The 14,435-nt window shown below is 62.8% G+C and carries 12 protein-coding genes and 1 pseudogene; 10 read left to right on the top strand and 3 right to left on the bottom strand.

The genetic code is table 11. The features are described from left to right. Positions 1–11: 11 nt before the first annotated feature. On the bottom strand, positions 12–395 hold the full coding sequence (locus G5V65_RS08770) for a hypothetical protein (protein WP_165049066.1): 384 nt from the start codon (positions 393–395) through the stop codon (positions 12–14). Between the two features lie 566 nt (positions 396–961). Between G5V65_RS08770 and G5V65_RS08765 the strand changes: the two genes are divergently transcribed. Further along, positions 962–1,549: an acyl-homoserine-lactone synthase gene (locus tag G5V65_RS08765; RefSeq protein WP_165049063.1), complete on the top strand. Its 588-nt coding sequence runs from the start codon at positions 962–964 to the stop codon at positions 1,547–1,549. Here the strand turns inward: G5V65_RS08765 and G5V65_RS08760 are convergent. Then, a complete protein-coding gene (locus G5V65_RS08760; protein ID WP_165049061.1) occupies positions 1,485–2,591 on the bottom strand; it encodes a response regulator in 1,107 nt (368 codons plus the stop codon). The two genes, G5V65_RS08765 and G5V65_RS08760, sit on opposite strands and share 65 nt — an antisense overlap. Before the next feature lie 418 nt (positions 2,592–3,009). On the opposite strand from G5V65_RS08760, the pseudogene G5V65_RS08755 reads away from it, so the two are divergent. The 9 genes and pseudogenes from G5V65_RS08755 to G5V65_RS08715 all read left to right on the top strand — a co-directional run bounded on the left by G5V65_RS08755 (position 3,010) and on the right by G5V65_RS08715 (position 13,491). Continuing rightward, positions 3,010–4,364, top strand: a pseudogene (locus tag G5V65_RS08755) (NAD(P)-binding domain-containing protein). A gap of 258 nt (positions 4,365–4,622) precedes the next feature. Beyond that, positions 4,623–6,011 (top strand): ammonium transporter, encoded by a 1,389-nt coding sequence (locus G5V65_RS08750; protein ID WP_165049059.1) that lies wholly within the window; start codon positions 4,623–4,625, stop codon positions 6,009–6,011. Positions 6,012–6,030: 19 nt separating this feature from the next. Further along, a complete protein-coding gene (locus G5V65_RS08745; RefSeq protein WP_165049057.1) occupies positions 6,031–6,198 on the top strand; it encodes a hypothetical protein in 168 nt (55 codons plus the stop codon). Positions 6,199–6,596: 398 nt separating this feature from the next. Further along, positions 6,597–8,360, top strand: coding sequence for an APC family permease (locus G5V65_RS08740; RefSeq protein ID WP_241250503.1), 1,764 nt, complete (start codon positions 6,597–6,599; stop codon positions 8,358–8,360). Between the two features lie 249 nt (positions 8,361–8,609). Further along, positions 8,610–9,746, top strand: coding sequence for an aminomethyltransferase family protein (locus G5V65_RS08735; protein WP_165049053.1), 1,137 nt, complete (start codon positions 8,610–8,612; stop codon positions 9,744–9,746). 71 nt (positions 9,747–9,817) lie between these two features. Beyond that, positions 9,818–10,441 (top strand): dimethylamine monooxygenase subunit DmmA family protein, encoded by a 624-nt coding sequence (locus G5V65_RS08730; RefSeq protein WP_165049051.1) that lies wholly within the window; start codon positions 9,818–9,820, stop codon positions 10,439–10,441. After that, positions 10,438–11,403, top strand: coding sequence for a PDR/VanB family oxidoreductase (locus G5V65_RS08725; RefSeq protein WP_165049049.1), 966 nt, complete (start codon positions 10,438–10,440; stop codon positions 11,401–11,403). The genes G5V65_RS08730 and G5V65_RS08725 overlap by 4 nt, the downstream gene beginning before the upstream one ends. Positions 11,404–11,414: 11 nt before the next feature. Next, complete coding sequence (locus G5V65_RS08720) at positions 11,415–12,458, top strand: heme-dependent oxidative N-demethylase family protein (RefSeq protein WP_165049047.1); 1,044 nt, start codon at positions 11,415–11,417, stop codon at positions 12,456–12,458. A 25-nt stretch (positions 12,459–12,483) separates the two neighbouring features. Further along, positions 12,484–13,491 carry a GlxA family transcriptional regulator gene (locus G5V65_RS08715; protein WP_165049045.1) on the top strand — a complete coding sequence of 336 codons (1,008 nt, stop codon included), beginning with the start codon at positions 12,484–12,486 and terminating at the stop codon, positions 13,489–13,491. Positions 13,492–13,503: 12 nt separating this feature from the next. Here G5V65_RS08715 and G5V65_RS08710 read toward each other — a convergent pair whose 3' ends face one another. Further along, entirely contained in the window at positions 13,504–14,346 is an 843-nt protein-coding gene (locus G5V65_RS08710; RefSeq protein WP_165049043.1) for an EamA family transporter, read from the bottom strand. Positions 14,347–14,435 lie beyond the last annotated feature (89 nt).

The following is a 14,435-nucleotide window of genomic DNA, read 5'->3' as shown; positions in this document are numbered from 1 at the left end:
GAGCCTTTCATTCAATGCAGGCGCATCCGGCGCAGTGCATCGACGGCGAAGTCGGTCGGTGCCGGGATGAGTTGTTCGGAATCCACGAGGCGACGATAGTCGAGCAACAGGAAGGTCGTGTCGATGCAGGTCGTGCGGTGGGGGACATAGTCCGACTGCGAGAATGTGCCTTCGGCATCAATGGCATCGCCGATCGAGATTTCCGAAAGGAAGCGCTGCATCAGGTGGGAATCGGTGATGCAGAAGGTGGTCCGGTGCGGATAGGGGTTCCGCCCGGGCGTGTGAAGCGCGGGCTCCAGCGAGATATCGACCATCAGGCGCCGCTCGGGGCGTTCCAGCAGCATCAGATCGGCGACTTCGCCGAATACCTTGAAGGTCTGAAAGTAGCGCGGCATGGCAACCCCCGGTCTGGCACCGCCCCGCCGGGACCGGCGGGAGCCGGAGGCCAGGACAAGGCAGCATTCATGGTTGTTACTGACCCAGCAGTTGGACGTTTTTGTGGTCTGCTTGCGGTGATTTATGGCGAAGTGGAGGACCTGCGCGCCTGATCGCCCATAAGCCGAGTTTCCGCTTGATCTTTCCCGCTGGCGGCGATTGTCTGTCAGGGGTGAACAGTGCCTGTTTTTTCGCCGATGGGCCGATGTTGGATTTTGTATAGAATCCTGACTGGGGCCTTCTTAGCTAGTTGCTACAATATGTTGTATTGGAAGGTTTTTTCTGGTTTGCGGATTTGCCACAGTTTTGCCTGAATCCCAAATTCGGACCAAACTTTAGTTTGTGTTTCCCGTGCCGCGTGACCTTACACTGTTAACAATTGTTTATGCTTGAGCGCGCAATGGTCAGCCTACCTCCGAACAGGCGGTCTCAGAGATTCTCCGAGGCGATGCCGGCAGAGGCTTCCCAAGAGGGGGCCAACCCCCGGCTGTCCAGCGTTGATGAGGCGAAGAATTCAGGGCCAGTGATGCTGACGACCACCCTTTCCTTCCAGAACATGCACCAGCATGGCGATCTTTTCGTCAATCTGCTGCGGGCCAGGCGCAAGTCTTTCATCGTGCGCAACAATTGGCGGCTGCCGGAAGCCGAGGGGATGGAGTTCGACCAGTACGACACCCCGGCGAGCCGGTGGATTGCCGTGCATGAGCAGGGCGAGGTGCTGGCGGGTGTCCGGCTGACGCCGACGACGGCCCGGGTGGGCATGTATACCTACATGATTCGGGATGCCCAGCGGGGGATGCTGGAGTCGATTCCCGCCGACCTGATGGATTTCGAGGCCCCGGTTGATCCGAATATCTGGGAAGCCTCGCGCATCTTCGTGTCGAACACGGTGCCTGCAAAGCTGCGCAAGAAGGTTCAGGGCGATCTGATGTACGAGATGATCCGCACGGCGCGGTCGCTTGGAGCGCAGAAGATCATCGCCTTCGGCCCGGCCGTCTGGCCGCGCTGGATCGGGCGGCTGGGCCTGCGGGCGGAACCCGCAGGGCCTGTCATGGAGCTTGACGGCGTGAAGGTTCAGGTCGCTGTGATGAACCTCGACCCGCGCCTGCATTGAGTTCGCCGCGCAGCCGGGCGAGATCTTCGGACAGCACCTGCCGCAAGAGCCCCTCATAGGCCGAGCGTTCCTGTTCGCCGCGATAGCGGGCAAGCGAGCGTTGCGGCAGCGAACGGGGCAGGGTGGGCGCGCTGCCCACGGTTTCGATCCGGCGTTCGACGGAAGCCGCGGCCTTGTTGATGGATTGCAGCGAGCCGAAGCGCGTGAGCGCGCCCAGCGAGGTGCGATCCCCCACCATGACCGAGACACCCTGCCCGACAAGGATCGAGTCGTTGATATGGGTTTCGATGTCCTGCGGGGTCAGGCGGCTGCGGTTGTGGCTGACGCAGAGGAAGGTGCCATTGCCGCGATAGGACAGCACGCTGCCTTCGCCTTCCGTCGCCTCGGCCAGGGCCTGGGCCACGAGGCGCAGATGGGCCAGGAATTCGGCCGGGCGGTTTTCGGCGTGGATGCGTTCCACATCGACGATCTTCACCGCCATGACGTTGGAGGTGAAGAGCTTTGCCCGGGTCAGCGACAGGATGTAGTTCTCGAAGGACAGATAGGCGATGGTGCGCGGCACCTTGCCCAGATCCAGCGGATCGCTGAGCGAGAGCGCGGGAAGGGTGCGCAATTCGCGTTTCAGCCGTTCGATGGTGGTCAACCCATCCTCGACCCGGTGGCGTTCCTCGATCAGGCGATGCGCCATGCCGATGCGGGTGCTGAGTTCCAGCAGATCGAAGGGCTTGGTGACATAGTCGGTGGCGCCCGCCATGAAGGCGCGTTCGATATAGTCGCGCTGCGACATCGCGGTCAGCATCAGGATCGGCGTATGGGAATAGCCCTGAAGACTGCGGACCTCGCGGCAGAGGGCGATCCCGTCCATGCCGGGCATCTGGATATCGAGAAGCAGGCAATCGAAGGGCGTCGTGGTGGCCGCGATCACGCCCAGCGCTTCATGCGCGGAGCGGGCACGGGCCATCCGGTCATGCCCCGAAAGCGCCAGCGCTTCGGAAAGCAGGTCGAGGATCGTATCGTCGTCGTCGACGGCAAGTATTTTCATGCTGCAACCAGCTGCCAAGGGCATCCGACTGGAACTGAACCAGACACGAAACGCACGGCCGGACCACCGAGCGAGAACACACCATACCCACACAACCTAGACCCCTGTCTTCGGGCAAAAGATGGCCAGAGCGGGGCATAAATCCGGCCTTTTCTACGATGCAGCGCGGAATCCGGGGCCGGGGGCGGGGTTTGTTTCCAGAATCATCCCGGGCCGCACTTCCGGGCGCGGGTGTGCGGATTGCCCGTTTTCCGGGCAGGACGCGGCCGGGCAAGCCTTGTTGCAAAGGGCAAAGCAGCGGAAAGCAGGGGGTGGAAAAGGTTCCTTTTCCTTAAATAATTTCATGGAGGGAAAAATATTTGACGCGCATTGCTTGTGGCGTTTAGTTTTCCACCCAAAGCAGCGCATAAGAATGCACATGGAGGGAAGATTGAAAAAGCGTGTTGCCGTCATCGGAGCGGGTCCTTCCGGTCTGGCCCAGCTCAGGGCGTTCCAGTCGGCCAAGGCCAAGGGCGCGGACATTCCCGAAGTGGTGTGCTTCGAGAAGCAGTCGAACTGGGGCGGGTTGTGGAACTACACCTGGCGGACGGGTCTCGACGAGCATGGCGAGCCGGTTCATTGTTCCATGTATCGCTATCTGTGGTCGAACGGGCCGAAGGAAGGGCTGGAATTCGCCGACTATTCCTTCGAGGAGCACTTCGGCAAGCAGATCGCCAGCTATCCGCCGCGCGCCGTGCTGTTCGACTATATCGAAGGGCGGGTGAAGAAGGCGGGCGTGCGCGACTGGATCCGCTTCTCGACCACCATCCGCATGGTGAAATACAACGAGGACAAGGGCAATTTCACCGTCACCGCGCATGACCTGAAGAATGACCGGATGTATGACGAGGAATTCGACCATGTGGTCGTCGCCTCGGGCCATTTCTCGGTGCCGAACGTGCCGGAATATCCGGGCTTCGACAAGTTCAACGGGCGCGTGCTGCATGCCCACGACTTCCGCGACGCGCGGGAATTCGCGGGCAAGGATCTGCTGCTGCTCGGTTCCTCATATTCGGCCGAGGATATCGGGTCGCAATGCTGGAAATACGGGGCGAAGTCGATCACCGTGGCCTATCGCAACGCGCCGATGGGGTTCAAATGGCCGGACAACTGGAAGGAAGTGCCCAAGCTGGAGCGGGTGGATGAAACCACCGCCTATTTCGCGGATGGCACCAGCAAGAAGGTTGACGCGATCATCCTTTGCACCGGCTACAAGCACCATTTCCCCTTCCTGCCTGACGACCTGCGCCTGAAGACGGCCAACAGGCTGGCGGCGGCGGACCTGTATAAGGGCGTGGTCTGGGTGCATAATCCCAAGCTGTTCTATGTGGGCATGCAGGACCAGTGGTTCACCTTCAACATGTTCGACGCGCAGGCCTGGTGGGTGCGCGATGCGATCATGGGGCGGATCGCCATTCCCACCGACAAGGCCGTGCTGATGAAGGATGTCGAGGACCGCGTGGCGGGCGAGGATGCGGGCAAGGACGCGCATGACGCCATCCACTATCAGGGCGACTATGTGAAGGAACTGATCGCCGAGACGGATTATCCGTCCTTCGCGTGGACGGCGCCTGCGAAGCGTTCTTCGAGTGGAAGGACCACAAGAAGGACGACATCATGGGCTTCCGCAACAATGCCTACAAGTCGGTGATCACCGGCACGATGGCCCCGATCCACCATACGCCCTGGAAGGACGCGCTGGAGGATTCGATGGAAAGCTATCTGCGCAACTGATCCGGCGCGGTTCCCCGATGAAAGGCCCCGGCACTGCCCGGGGCCTTTTTCCTTGTCCGGACAGGCTTTGACGCCTTTCTGTGCAGGTCGCGCGAAGTTGCCTTTTATTTGGTCATTTTATTGCGGGAATCCTTCTTGCCTTGAAACAATGTTGCCTCATCTGAAGTTGCGCGGTCCGGGCGATGCCCGCACGTGCTTAACTTTCAGGGCCAGCCCCCGGGCAAAAGCGGGGCGGCGCAACAGATGGGGAGTGATTGCATGGAAGACCAGATCGCCGCCCTGACGGCGGAATTGGCCACGCTCAAGGATGGGATGGCCGGACTGAACCGAACAACGGCAGAGACCTTCTACTGGCTGACCATCCCGCTGATGGTGCTGATCCATGCGGGGTTCCTGTCCTATGAGATGGGTGCGTCGCGCGCCAAGAACGCGCTCGCATCGGGGATCAAGAACATCCTCGCCTTCGCCTTCATCATCCCGACCTTCTACTATGTGGGCTGGTTCATCTATTGGGCCTTTCCGACAGGCTTCAGCATGGCACCCGGGCCGATCGGCACTTCGGGGCTGGATTATGCGCTGGCCGCGGCCAATCCGGTGGGGGCGGTGATGGGGCCGAATGTCGCCGACAGCGCGACGGGCGTCTTCTTCGGGGCCTTTGCGATGTTTGCCGCGACGACGGCCTCGATCATGTCGGGGTCGCTGATCGAGCGGATCCAGATCGTGGGCTTTACCATCCTGGCCATCGTGCTGGGCAGCTTTGTCTGGATCCTGGGCGCGGCCTGGGGCTGGCATGCCGATGGCTGGCTGGTGACGTCCTTCGGCTATCACGATTTCGGGGCGGCGGGCGTGGTGCATGCCATCGCGGGCTTCTTCACGCTGGGCGTGCTGATCAACCTTGGCGCCCGGGTGGGCAAGTTCAACGCGGATGGCAGCGCCAATGCGATTGCGGGCCATTCGATGCCTGCGGCCCTTGTCGGGCTGATGCTGATCATCGCGGGCTTCTGGGGGTTCCTGATGGGCTGCGTGATCTTCCCGGGCGAGCCGTGGTCCTGGGGGCAGGGGATCTTTGCCACGATCTATGGCACGCCGGTGACGCTGTCGGCGATGACCTTCAACATCCTGATGGGCTTTGCCGGGGGCGCGATTGCCGCCTGGGTGATGACGCATGATCCGTTCTGGATGATGTCGGGGGCGCTGGGCGGGATCATCTCGGTTGCGGGGGGCCTTGATCTTTACTGGCCGCCGATGGCCTTTGTCATCGCCGCGATCGGCGGGGCGATCATGCCGCTGGTCGCGCGCTATGTGGAACGGTTGCGGATCGACGATGCGGTGGGTGCGGTGGCGCTGCATGGGGTGGTGGGCCTGTGGGGCGTGATCGCGGTGGGCATCTTTGCCGCGGGCTATCCGGCGCTGACATCGGAAGGCGCGCCGGTGATTTCGCTGACGGGCCAGATCGTGGGTGCGGTGGTGATGGCAGCGCTTGGGTTCATTCCCGGCTATGTCGTGTCGCTGGTCCTGAAGAAACTGGGGATGCTGCGGGTTCCCCGCGAGGCCGAGGTGATGGGACTCGACAAGGTGAAGGTGCCGATCGAGGCCTATCCCGAATTCCTGGCCGCGGGGCCGGCCACGAAAACTCCTGCCGAATGAAACCTTGAAACCGGAGGGCATGATGCTGATCGGAACGGATGTGACGAACTGGGCCACCGTGGACGGGGCCTATTATGCGGGCGCGGGGACAGAGGCCGTCTGGCTGGCGCTGTCGCTGCTTGTCTGTGTTGCCGCCCTGATCGCAGGATCGCGGCATGAACGGGCGGCCTATAGCCGCGCGAAGTAGCGGCAGGTCGGGCGCGCGGCGCGCGCGCTGATGAGAAACAGGGCAGAAGGGGGCAGGGACAGGATCCTTGCCCCCTTTTTTCATGCGCTTTGTGAAGAGGCGGCCTGTTGCGGGAAACAAATTTTCGCAGGAATGAAATTTTTCTCGCCTTGTCGCATTTACCGTGCTTTCCTTCGCGACACCGGGCCGCGACGGCAGTGATCGCGGGTCGGCGGGCGGTGTTTCCCCGTTGAGCCGGGTGGAAAACCGGCCGGCTGTTCGGAGCGGGCCTGCCCGCGCCGTGCCCGAGATAGACCCTTCCGGCCTGCCATGGCTGGCCGGTGGGAAAGCAAAAAGCCGGACGAGGGGCAGGGAAAGGCCCGGGAACCGGCAGGAACAGGGAACAAGGGAGTATGTCTATGTCATCCAATTCGAGCAGCGGCGAGCTTCATCGCGCGCTGGACTGGAAGGGCGCCTTCTGGGTGGCCGCCGGTGTGCCGCCTCTGGTTCTGTTTTCCATCGGCGGGATTGCAGGTGTTGCCGGACAGGCGGCGTTTGTCGTGTGGATCCTGTCGATGTGCATGGGGTTCCTGCAATCCTTCACCTATGCCGAAATGGCGGGGATGTTCGGCAACAAGTCGGGCGGGGCGTCGATCTATGGTGCGACGGCCTGGCTGCGCTATTCCAAGTCCATCGCGCCGCTGTCGGTCTGGTGCAACTGGTTCGCCTGGTCGCCGGTGCTGTCGCTGGGCTGCGCCATCGCGGCAGGCTATATCCTGAATGCGCTGTTCCCGATCCCGGGGGCGGATAGCCAGGTCGTGCTGGATTGGGTGGCGGCGAACCTTGCCAACTATACCGAGACGACGCAGGCAGTGGTGGATTACATGGCCGCCAATGCCGGGGTGACGGCGGCGGATGCGATCACCGCTGTTGCCACGACCGATGCGGTTTCGGCGCTGACGCCCACGATTCGCGTCTGGGAAGCCTATGCCCTGTCGATCCCGGGTCTGGGGACGCTTCACTTCAACTCGACCTTCGTGATCGGCGCGCTGCTGATGCTGATCATCTTCGCGATCCAGCATCGCGGCATCGCATCGACCGCAAGCGCGCAGAAGATCCTTGCCGTGATCGTGCTGATCCCGCTGTTCCTGGTGGGGATCGTGCCGATCCTGACCGGGTCGATCGACATGATGAACGTGAGCCAGATCGTCCCGCCCTCGGTCGCCTATGGCGGCGATGTGGGGTCATGGAACATCGGCGGCTGGACGCTGTTCCTGGGGGCGATGTACATCGCGGCCTGGTCCACCTATGGGTTCGAAACCGCGGTCTGCTACACGGCCGAGATGAAGAACCCCGCCACGGATACGTTCAAGGCGATCTTCTTTTCCGGTCTTCTGTGCATCGTGTTCTTCTTCATGATCCCCTTCTCGTTCCAGGGCGTGTTCGGCGCGGCCGGGATGCTGGAGCCGGGCATCGTGGATGGCACGGGCGTGGGCGCGGCGCTGTCGTCGATGGTGAGTTCGTCGAATGTGATCGTGCAGATCTTCATCATCCTGATGATCATGGCGCTGTTCCTTGCCATCATGACGGCTATGGCCGGGTCTTCGCGCACGCTGTATCAGGGGTCGCGTGACGGCTGGCTGCCGAAATACCTGAGCCGCGTGAACGAGCATGGCGCGCCGACCAACGCGATGTGGACGGATCTGGGCTTCAACCTGTTCCTGCTGGCGCTGGCCTCGGATGCGGGGGGGTATTTCTACGTTCTGGCCATCTCGAACGTGGGCTATCTGACCTTCAACTTCCTGAACCTGAACGCGGGCTGGATCCACCGCATCGATTCGGGCCATGTGCATCGTCCCTGGAAGGCGCCGACCTTCCTGATCGGGCTGAACACGGTTCTGGCCTTCGTGAACGCGCTGTTCCTTGGCGCAGGGGCAAAGGTCTGGGGCTATGAGAATGCGCTGTGGTCCGGCGTGGTCTTTGCCGCGCTGATCCTGCCCGTCTTCTGGTTCCGTCACTATGTGCAGGATGGCGGCAAGTTCCCGCCGGAAGCGCTGGAGGATCTGGGCCTGACGAACGGCGATCTGGGCGAGCGGAAGGCGGGGATCAAGCCCTATCTGGCGCTGGCGCTGGGGGCTGCGATCGTGCTTTGGGCCAACTGGTTCTTCGTGCTGCCGGGCTGATCGGGGCCTGGGAAAGGGATGGAAAGGGGCGGCCCTCGGGTCGCCCCTTTTTGCTGCGGGAATCGGTTTGTGCCATGTCCCGGGCGCGCTGCCCGTTCCATGGGCAATGCAGGGCGGTTTCAGCAGGGTGAGGGCGGTTCCGGGATAAAAACTTTCCCTGAGAGGAAAACTTTTTGCACATGAAGGTTGATTTCGCAGGGGGATGGTTGGAAAGTAACGGCAATCCATAAGTCCAACGGGAGGGACATGATGACGAATTCCTGGCGCTTCTCCACGCTCGGCGACCGCCACCGGGCGCTTGGGTCGAACCTTGAAGACTGGAGCGGGATGGGAACCGCCTGGTCCTATGACGGCGATCCGGATGCGGAATACATGGCGATCCGCACCAAGGCGGGGCTGATGGATGTGTCGGGGCTGAAGAAGGTGCATATCACCGGACCTGCGGCCAGCCATGTGATCGAACGGGCCACGACGCGGAACATGGAAAAGCTGATGCCGGGGCGTTCGGTCTATGCGACCATGCTGAACGATCAGGGCAAGTTCATCGACGACTGCGTGATCTACCGCCTGGCGCCCAACGCCTTCATGGTGGTGCATGGATCGGGCGGCGCGCATGAGCAGCTGACCATGGCCGCGACGGGGCGCGATGTTTCGATCCGTTTCGACGACAACACGCATGACCTGTCGCTGCAGGGGCCGCTGGCCGTGGACTATCTGGAAAAGCACGTGCCGGGCATCCGGCAGTTGCCCTATTTCGCGCATATGCAGACGAGCCTGTTCGGCAAGCCTGCCATGATCTCGCGCACCGGATACACGGGCGAGCGGGGGTATGAGCTGTTCGTGCGCGGGCAGGACGCGCCGATGATCTGGGATCGCATTCTGGACGAGGGCAAGTCGATGGGGATCATCCCCTGCCGCTTTACCACGCTGGATATGCTGCGGACGGAAAGCTACCTGCTGTTCTTCCCCTATGACAATTCCGAGATGTATCCGTTCGAGAATGAAGGCCCCGGCGATACGCTGTGGGAACTGGGCCTCGATTTCACGGTCAGCCCCGGCAAGGTGGGCTTCCGCGGGGCAGAGGAGCATTACCGCCTGAAGGGCAAGGAACGGTTCAAGATCTGGGGCCTGAAGATGGAAGGCACCAAGGTGCCGGGCAACGGCGCGCCGGTGTTCCAGAACGGCAAGCAGGTGGGGCTGGTGACGCAGGCGATGTATTCGCCGCTGAACAAGCACAACATCGCCATTGCCCGCCTGCCGGTGGATTGCGCCAATAATGGCACGAAGCTGGTGGTGAATTGCGCCACGCATGGGGAGATCCCGGCGGTGACGCATTCGATGCCCTTCTACGATGTCGAGAAGAAGCGCCGCACCGTGAAGGAATGACCGAAGCCGGGGCGCGGCGCGTGATGTGCCGCGCCCCGGTTCAACCGGGGCCAGCCGGAACTGACAGGACCATGAGCCAGACCGTATTCGAAAAGTCGATCCGCAGCCGCCCTGTCTATGGCGTGCTGCAGCCGCGCGCGGGAACCGCGCATCTTTGTGTGGCCGATGGCGAAGGGGCGGGGGCGATCTGCGACCTGTTTGCCAAGGCCGGGCCGGATGCGGCCGGGATGCTGGCGCGGACGCATGTCATCTATGTGCCCAGCATCGCCACGGGCAGCGATCATTTCGCCAGCCTGCAGGCCCTGGGCGCGGCGCAATGCCATCGCTCGCCCTCCTTCTGGGCGGCGGAGCCGAGGCTGCGCAAGGTGCTGGCGGATGCGCATATGGGCCTGCAGGTCTATCTGGCCGGGACCGAAACCCTGATCGGGCTGGCGCAGCGCGACGTGATGGAGGCGGGCCTGCCGCATGAGGCGGTGCAGACCGAACATCGCGGGTCGCTGGCGCGGCGCGTGCAATGCGTGCATTGCAAGGGGATCACCGAGAATGTGACGACCGATCCCTTCACCTGCTCGCATTGTGGGCTGAACCTGTTCGTCCGCGATCACTACTCCCGCCGCCTTGCGGCCTTTCAGGGGGTGAATATTGATGCCGAGGATCCGGGCCAGGTTCCCCCGGCGGTGGAGCGTTTCAAATGAGCGTCGGAGCCCCGAGACTGGATGTTGTCGTGACCGAGGTGGTCGAGGTCAACGACCTGATCAAGCGCTTCCGCTTTGAACGCGCCGATGGGGGCGAGATGCCCCATTTTTCCGGCGGATCGCATGTCGTGGTGGAGATGGACGATCACGGCACGCGGCGGATGAACCCCTATTCGCTGATGTCGGACCCATCCGATACGCGGGGATACGAGATTTCGGTCCGACGCGACGATGCGGGGCGGGGCGGATCGCTGTTCATGCATCGCCATGTGACCAAGGGCATGCGGATGCAGCTTGGCCATCCGGTCAACCTGTTTCCGCCGGATGTGCGGGCGAGGAAACATCTGTTCCTTGCAGGGGGCATCGGGATCACGCCCTTCATGTCGATGATGGCGCAGCTTGCGCCGATGGGGCAGCGGTTCGAACTGCATTACGCCATCCGGTCCGAGGCGCTGGGTGCCTATGTGGACAGGCTGCGCACGCGGTTTGACGAACGGGTGCATGTCTATGTCGACGAGAAGGGCGAGGCGATCGACCTGAAGGCGCTGTTGTCGACCCAACCTCTTGGCACGCATCTTTATGTCTGCGGACCGAAGGGGATGATCGACTGGGTGAAGGGCACGGCGCTTGCGATGGGCTGGCCTGCGAATACCGTCCATTCCGAGGAATTCCTTGCCCCGCCGGTGGGCAAGCCCTTCGAGGTGGAACTGGCGGCATCGGGCAAGACCATCAAGGTGGGCGCGGCGCAGTCGATCCTGGAGGCGATGGAGGCGGCGGGCGTGGACGCGCCCTATCTGTGCCGGGGCGGGGCCTGCGGGCAGTGCGAGACGAATGTCGTGCGCTGTGACGGGCATATCCACCATCACGACCACTGGCTTTCCGACGAGGAAAAGGCCGGAAACACCAAGATCATGCCATGCGTTTCGCGCTTCGAGGGCAAGACCCTCGTGATCGACCGCTGAGGAGGGAAGCGATGGGATTCGAGTTCAACAACGAGACGTTCCGCAACGATTTCACGTTTCGCAACTCGGAACGCGCCATCAAGCGCTTTCCGTTTCCCTTCGACCGGGACGATTACATGTATTCGGTCAACATGGAGCCGCATGTGCCGGGCCGCCCCGGTTCGGTGTTCGAACATGCCTTCGACGTGGACGAGCATTACCTGGCGGAAATGCGCGACCGTGCGCTGGTGCTGAAGGACGATCCGCTGCGCTGCCAGTCCTTGCCGCATATGGAACTGGCGGGTTGGGACCTGCTGGAACTGATCATGGAAAGCAAGGCGCGGGACTATCCGCACTGGTTCGAACTGCACAAGACCGGCAATCGCTGGACCTGGATCAACCGGCCGATGGAGATCGAGCAGACCTTCACCTTCCTCGACCCTTCCACGCTGCCCTATGGCCCGATGGAATACATCACGCGGCAGGCGCAGGGCGATTTTACCCTGCAGGACCAGCGCGACGAGAACCTGTGGATCGAGGCCGGCATGGTGACGACGCAGGCGGACTGGAGCCTCGATTTCGACATCGGCATGAGCTTTCACGAATGGCATGCCCCGGTGCCGCTGGCGCATGAGAAGGGCGTCTTCGACCGGGCGTTGAAATTCCTGCTGAAGTTGCAGCACGGGGCGCCGGTGCGCCGGTTCAACTGGACGATGACGGTGGATCCGCTGCTGGACACCAGCCCCGAGAACTATCCCAAATGGGGGCCGACCAAGGCCGAGATCAACCTGGACAATATCGGCCATCGTCAGCATCTGCGGGTGGAGTTGCAGACGCTGTGGCGGCTGCCGCGGTCCAATGCCATCGCCTTTCCGATCCGCTGCTATCTGATCAAGTTCGAAGAGCTTGTGACCCAGCCGAAATGGGCCCGCCGCCTGCATCGCGTGGTGCGCGACCTGCATCCCGATCTGGCGGCCTACAAGGGGTTCCTGCGCAACCGCGAGACGATGGTGAAGTGGCTGTCGCAGTTCGATGACGGGCTTCCCACTTCTCCGGGTTGGTGGCCTGAAGATTGACGCGGGGGCAGGGAGGGGCCAGCGCATGACGGAACCGGGTCAGCCGACGACGCTGGGATTCCTGCTGTTTCCCGGCTTTCCGATGGCCTGCCTGACCTCGGCCATCGAACCGCTGAGGGCCGCGAACGAGATCGTGGGGCGGCGTGAATTCGCCTGGAAACTGCTGGGCGAAGAGACCGGGCCGATCCGGTCTTCGGCCGAGGTGCGGTTCGATCCCGACGTCACCCTGACCGAGGCGCAGGGGCTGGACTATCTGTTCTTCCTGTCGATGCCGCAGTCGAACTTTCTGCACCCCAAGCGATCCAATGCGCAGGTGCGCTGGATGGAACGCTGCGGGGCCGTGCTGGGCGGGTTCTCTGGCGGGGTCTTTCCGCTGGTGCGATCCGGGGTGATGGGCGGGCATGTCTGTTCGGTGCATTGGTGCTATGAGGCGGCCTTCAAGGCGGAATTCCCCGATATCGTGGCCAGCCAGTCGGTGATCATCCGCGACAGGCGGCGCCATACGGCCAGCGGGGCCGGGGCGGTGTTCGACATGATGCTGCGGATGATCGAGGACAAGCTGGGACGCGACACGATGACGGAAGTGGCCTGCTGGTTTCAGCACCCCTTCGTGCGCAGCGATGACGTGATCCAGAAGGTTCCGGTGCAGAAGCGCGGCGGCACGGATGACCTGCTGCCCGACATGATCCGGCAGGCGATCCGGGTGTTTTCGGACCATATCGAGGATCCGGTGCAGATTTCGGACGTGGCGGAATCGCTGGGCATTTCCGAGCGCCATCTGGAGCGCAGCTTCAAGCAGGCGACGGGGCAGAGCCCGCTGAAATACTATCGCCTGATGCGGCTGAAGAAGGCGCGGCAGAAGGTGCTTTATTCCACCCAGTCCATCACCGAGATCGCGATTTCGGTGGGTTATGCAAGTTCCACCCCGATGACGCGGCATTATGCCGAAGCCTTTGGCGTGAACCCGGCGGATGAACGGCGGCGTCTGGTGGGGCTGCGGGGGTTGGCCGGGGCCTTGCCGCCGTCGGAGTGATGCGGGCCGACCCTAGCCCAATCCCAGCGCGGCGATCCCGGCAAAGACCAGCGCCACACCGCCCCATTGCCCGGCGCGCATGGGTTCCTTCAGGAAGCGCCAGGCCAGCAGGATGGTGACGATCCCGAAGATGGACGAGGCGACGGCGGCGTATTCCGCATTCTCCATCCCCCCCGCCAGGGTGATCGCGCTGACCGCGCAGACGTCAAGGAACCCCATCATCAGCAGCGCAGGCCAGATGGTGCCGAGGCCCGAGAGGGCAGGGCGGCGCTGCAAGAGCCAGATCAGCGCGATGGTCAGCGCCGTGACGCGGGTGATCGCGGCAACAGGCATATGCGCCCCCGTTTCTGCCGACCATTGCGCAAGGCCGAAGGTGACCGCAAAAGAGACCGAGGCCAGCGCGGCCCAGCCTGCCGCCGCAAGGCGGCTGCCGGATGAGGCCCCGCCTTCGCCGCGCGCGACGATGGCCACGCCCGCCACCACGGCCAGCACCGCCAGCCATTCCTGCATCCCCGCCTCTTGCCCGCGGGCGATGGCGAAAAGGACCGACAGCACGGGGTAGGAGCCGCAGATCGGCGCCACGAGGGATACCGGGCCGATGGTGAAGGCCTTGTAGAGCGCGATATTGGCGCAGACCGTGCCCACACCTGCGGCCAGCGCCAGCAGCAGTTGCTGCGTGCCGATCACCCCCCATCCGCCGGCGATCAGCGCGATGGGGATCAGCGGGATCAGGCCGAAGAGGGTGACAAGGGCGAACATCGCCGCCACATCTGCCTTGCCGCCCACGCGGCGGATGGTGAAGTCATGCATCCCCCAGCAGAGCGCGGCTAGAAGTCCCAGTGAAAGTGCGATCACGTCAGGCCCCGTTTTGCGATGTTGGCGCTTGCCCCGAAGGATTGCGCTGGATATTCTTTTTGTGAAACAGTTTTTACACTGATGCAACT

The organism is Paragemmobacter kunshanensis (assembly GCF_011059185.1).
Taxonomy (GTDB): Bacteria; Pseudomonadota; Alphaproteobacteria; order Rhodobacterales; family Rhodobacteraceae; genus Paragemmobacter; species Paragemmobacter kunshanensis.
The sequence above is the reverse complement of the archived record's forward strand: the minus strand, read 5'-3'. Positions and strand labels throughout refer to the sequence as shown.

What these genes read in the sequence shown, in the direction of transcription:
- G5V65_RS08770 (WP_165049066.1), bottom strand. Translation starts at nt 395, where the DNA reads ATGCCGCGCTACTTTCAGACCTTCAAGGTATTCGGCGAAGTCGCCGAT.
- G5V65_RS08765 (WP_165049063.1), top strand. Translation starts at nt 962, where the DNA reads ATGCTGACGACCACCCTTTCCTTCCAGAACATGCACCAGCATGGCGAT.
- G5V65_RS08760 (WP_165049061.1), bottom strand. Translation starts at nt 2,591, where the DNA reads ATGAAAATACTTGCCGTCGACGACGACGATACGATCCTCGACCTGCTT.
- G5V65_RS08750 (WP_165049059.1), top strand. Translation starts at nt 4,623, where the DNA reads ATGGAAGACCAGATCGCCGCCCTGACGGCGGAATTGGCCACGCTCAAG.
- G5V65_RS08745 (WP_165049057.1), top strand. Translation starts at nt 6,031, where the DNA reads ATGATGCTGATCGGAACGGATGTGACGAACTGGGCCACCGTGGACGGG.
- G5V65_RS08740 (WP_241250503.1), top strand. Translation starts at nt 6,597, where the DNA reads ATGTCATCCAATTCGAGCAGCGGCGAGCTTCATCGCGCGCTGGACTGG.
- G5V65_RS08735 (WP_165049053.1), top strand. Translation starts at nt 8,610, where the DNA reads ATGACGAATTCCTGGCGCTTCTCCACGCTCGGCGACCGCCACCGGGCG.
- G5V65_RS08730 (WP_165049051.1), top strand. Translation starts at nt 9,818, where the DNA reads ATGAGCCAGACCGTATTCGAAAAGTCGATCCGCAGCCGCCCTGTCTAT.
- G5V65_RS08725 (WP_165049049.1), top strand. Translation starts at nt 10,438, where the DNA reads ATGAGCGTCGGAGCCCCGAGACTGGATGTTGTCGTGACCGAGGTGGTC.
- G5V65_RS08720 (WP_165049047.1), top strand. Translation starts at nt 11,415, where the DNA reads ATGGGATTCGAGTTCAACAACGAGACGTTCCGCAACGATTTCACGTTT.
- G5V65_RS08715 (WP_165049045.1), top strand. Translation starts at nt 12,484, where the DNA reads ATGACGGAACCGGGTCAGCCGACGACGCTGGGATTCCTGCTGTTTCCC.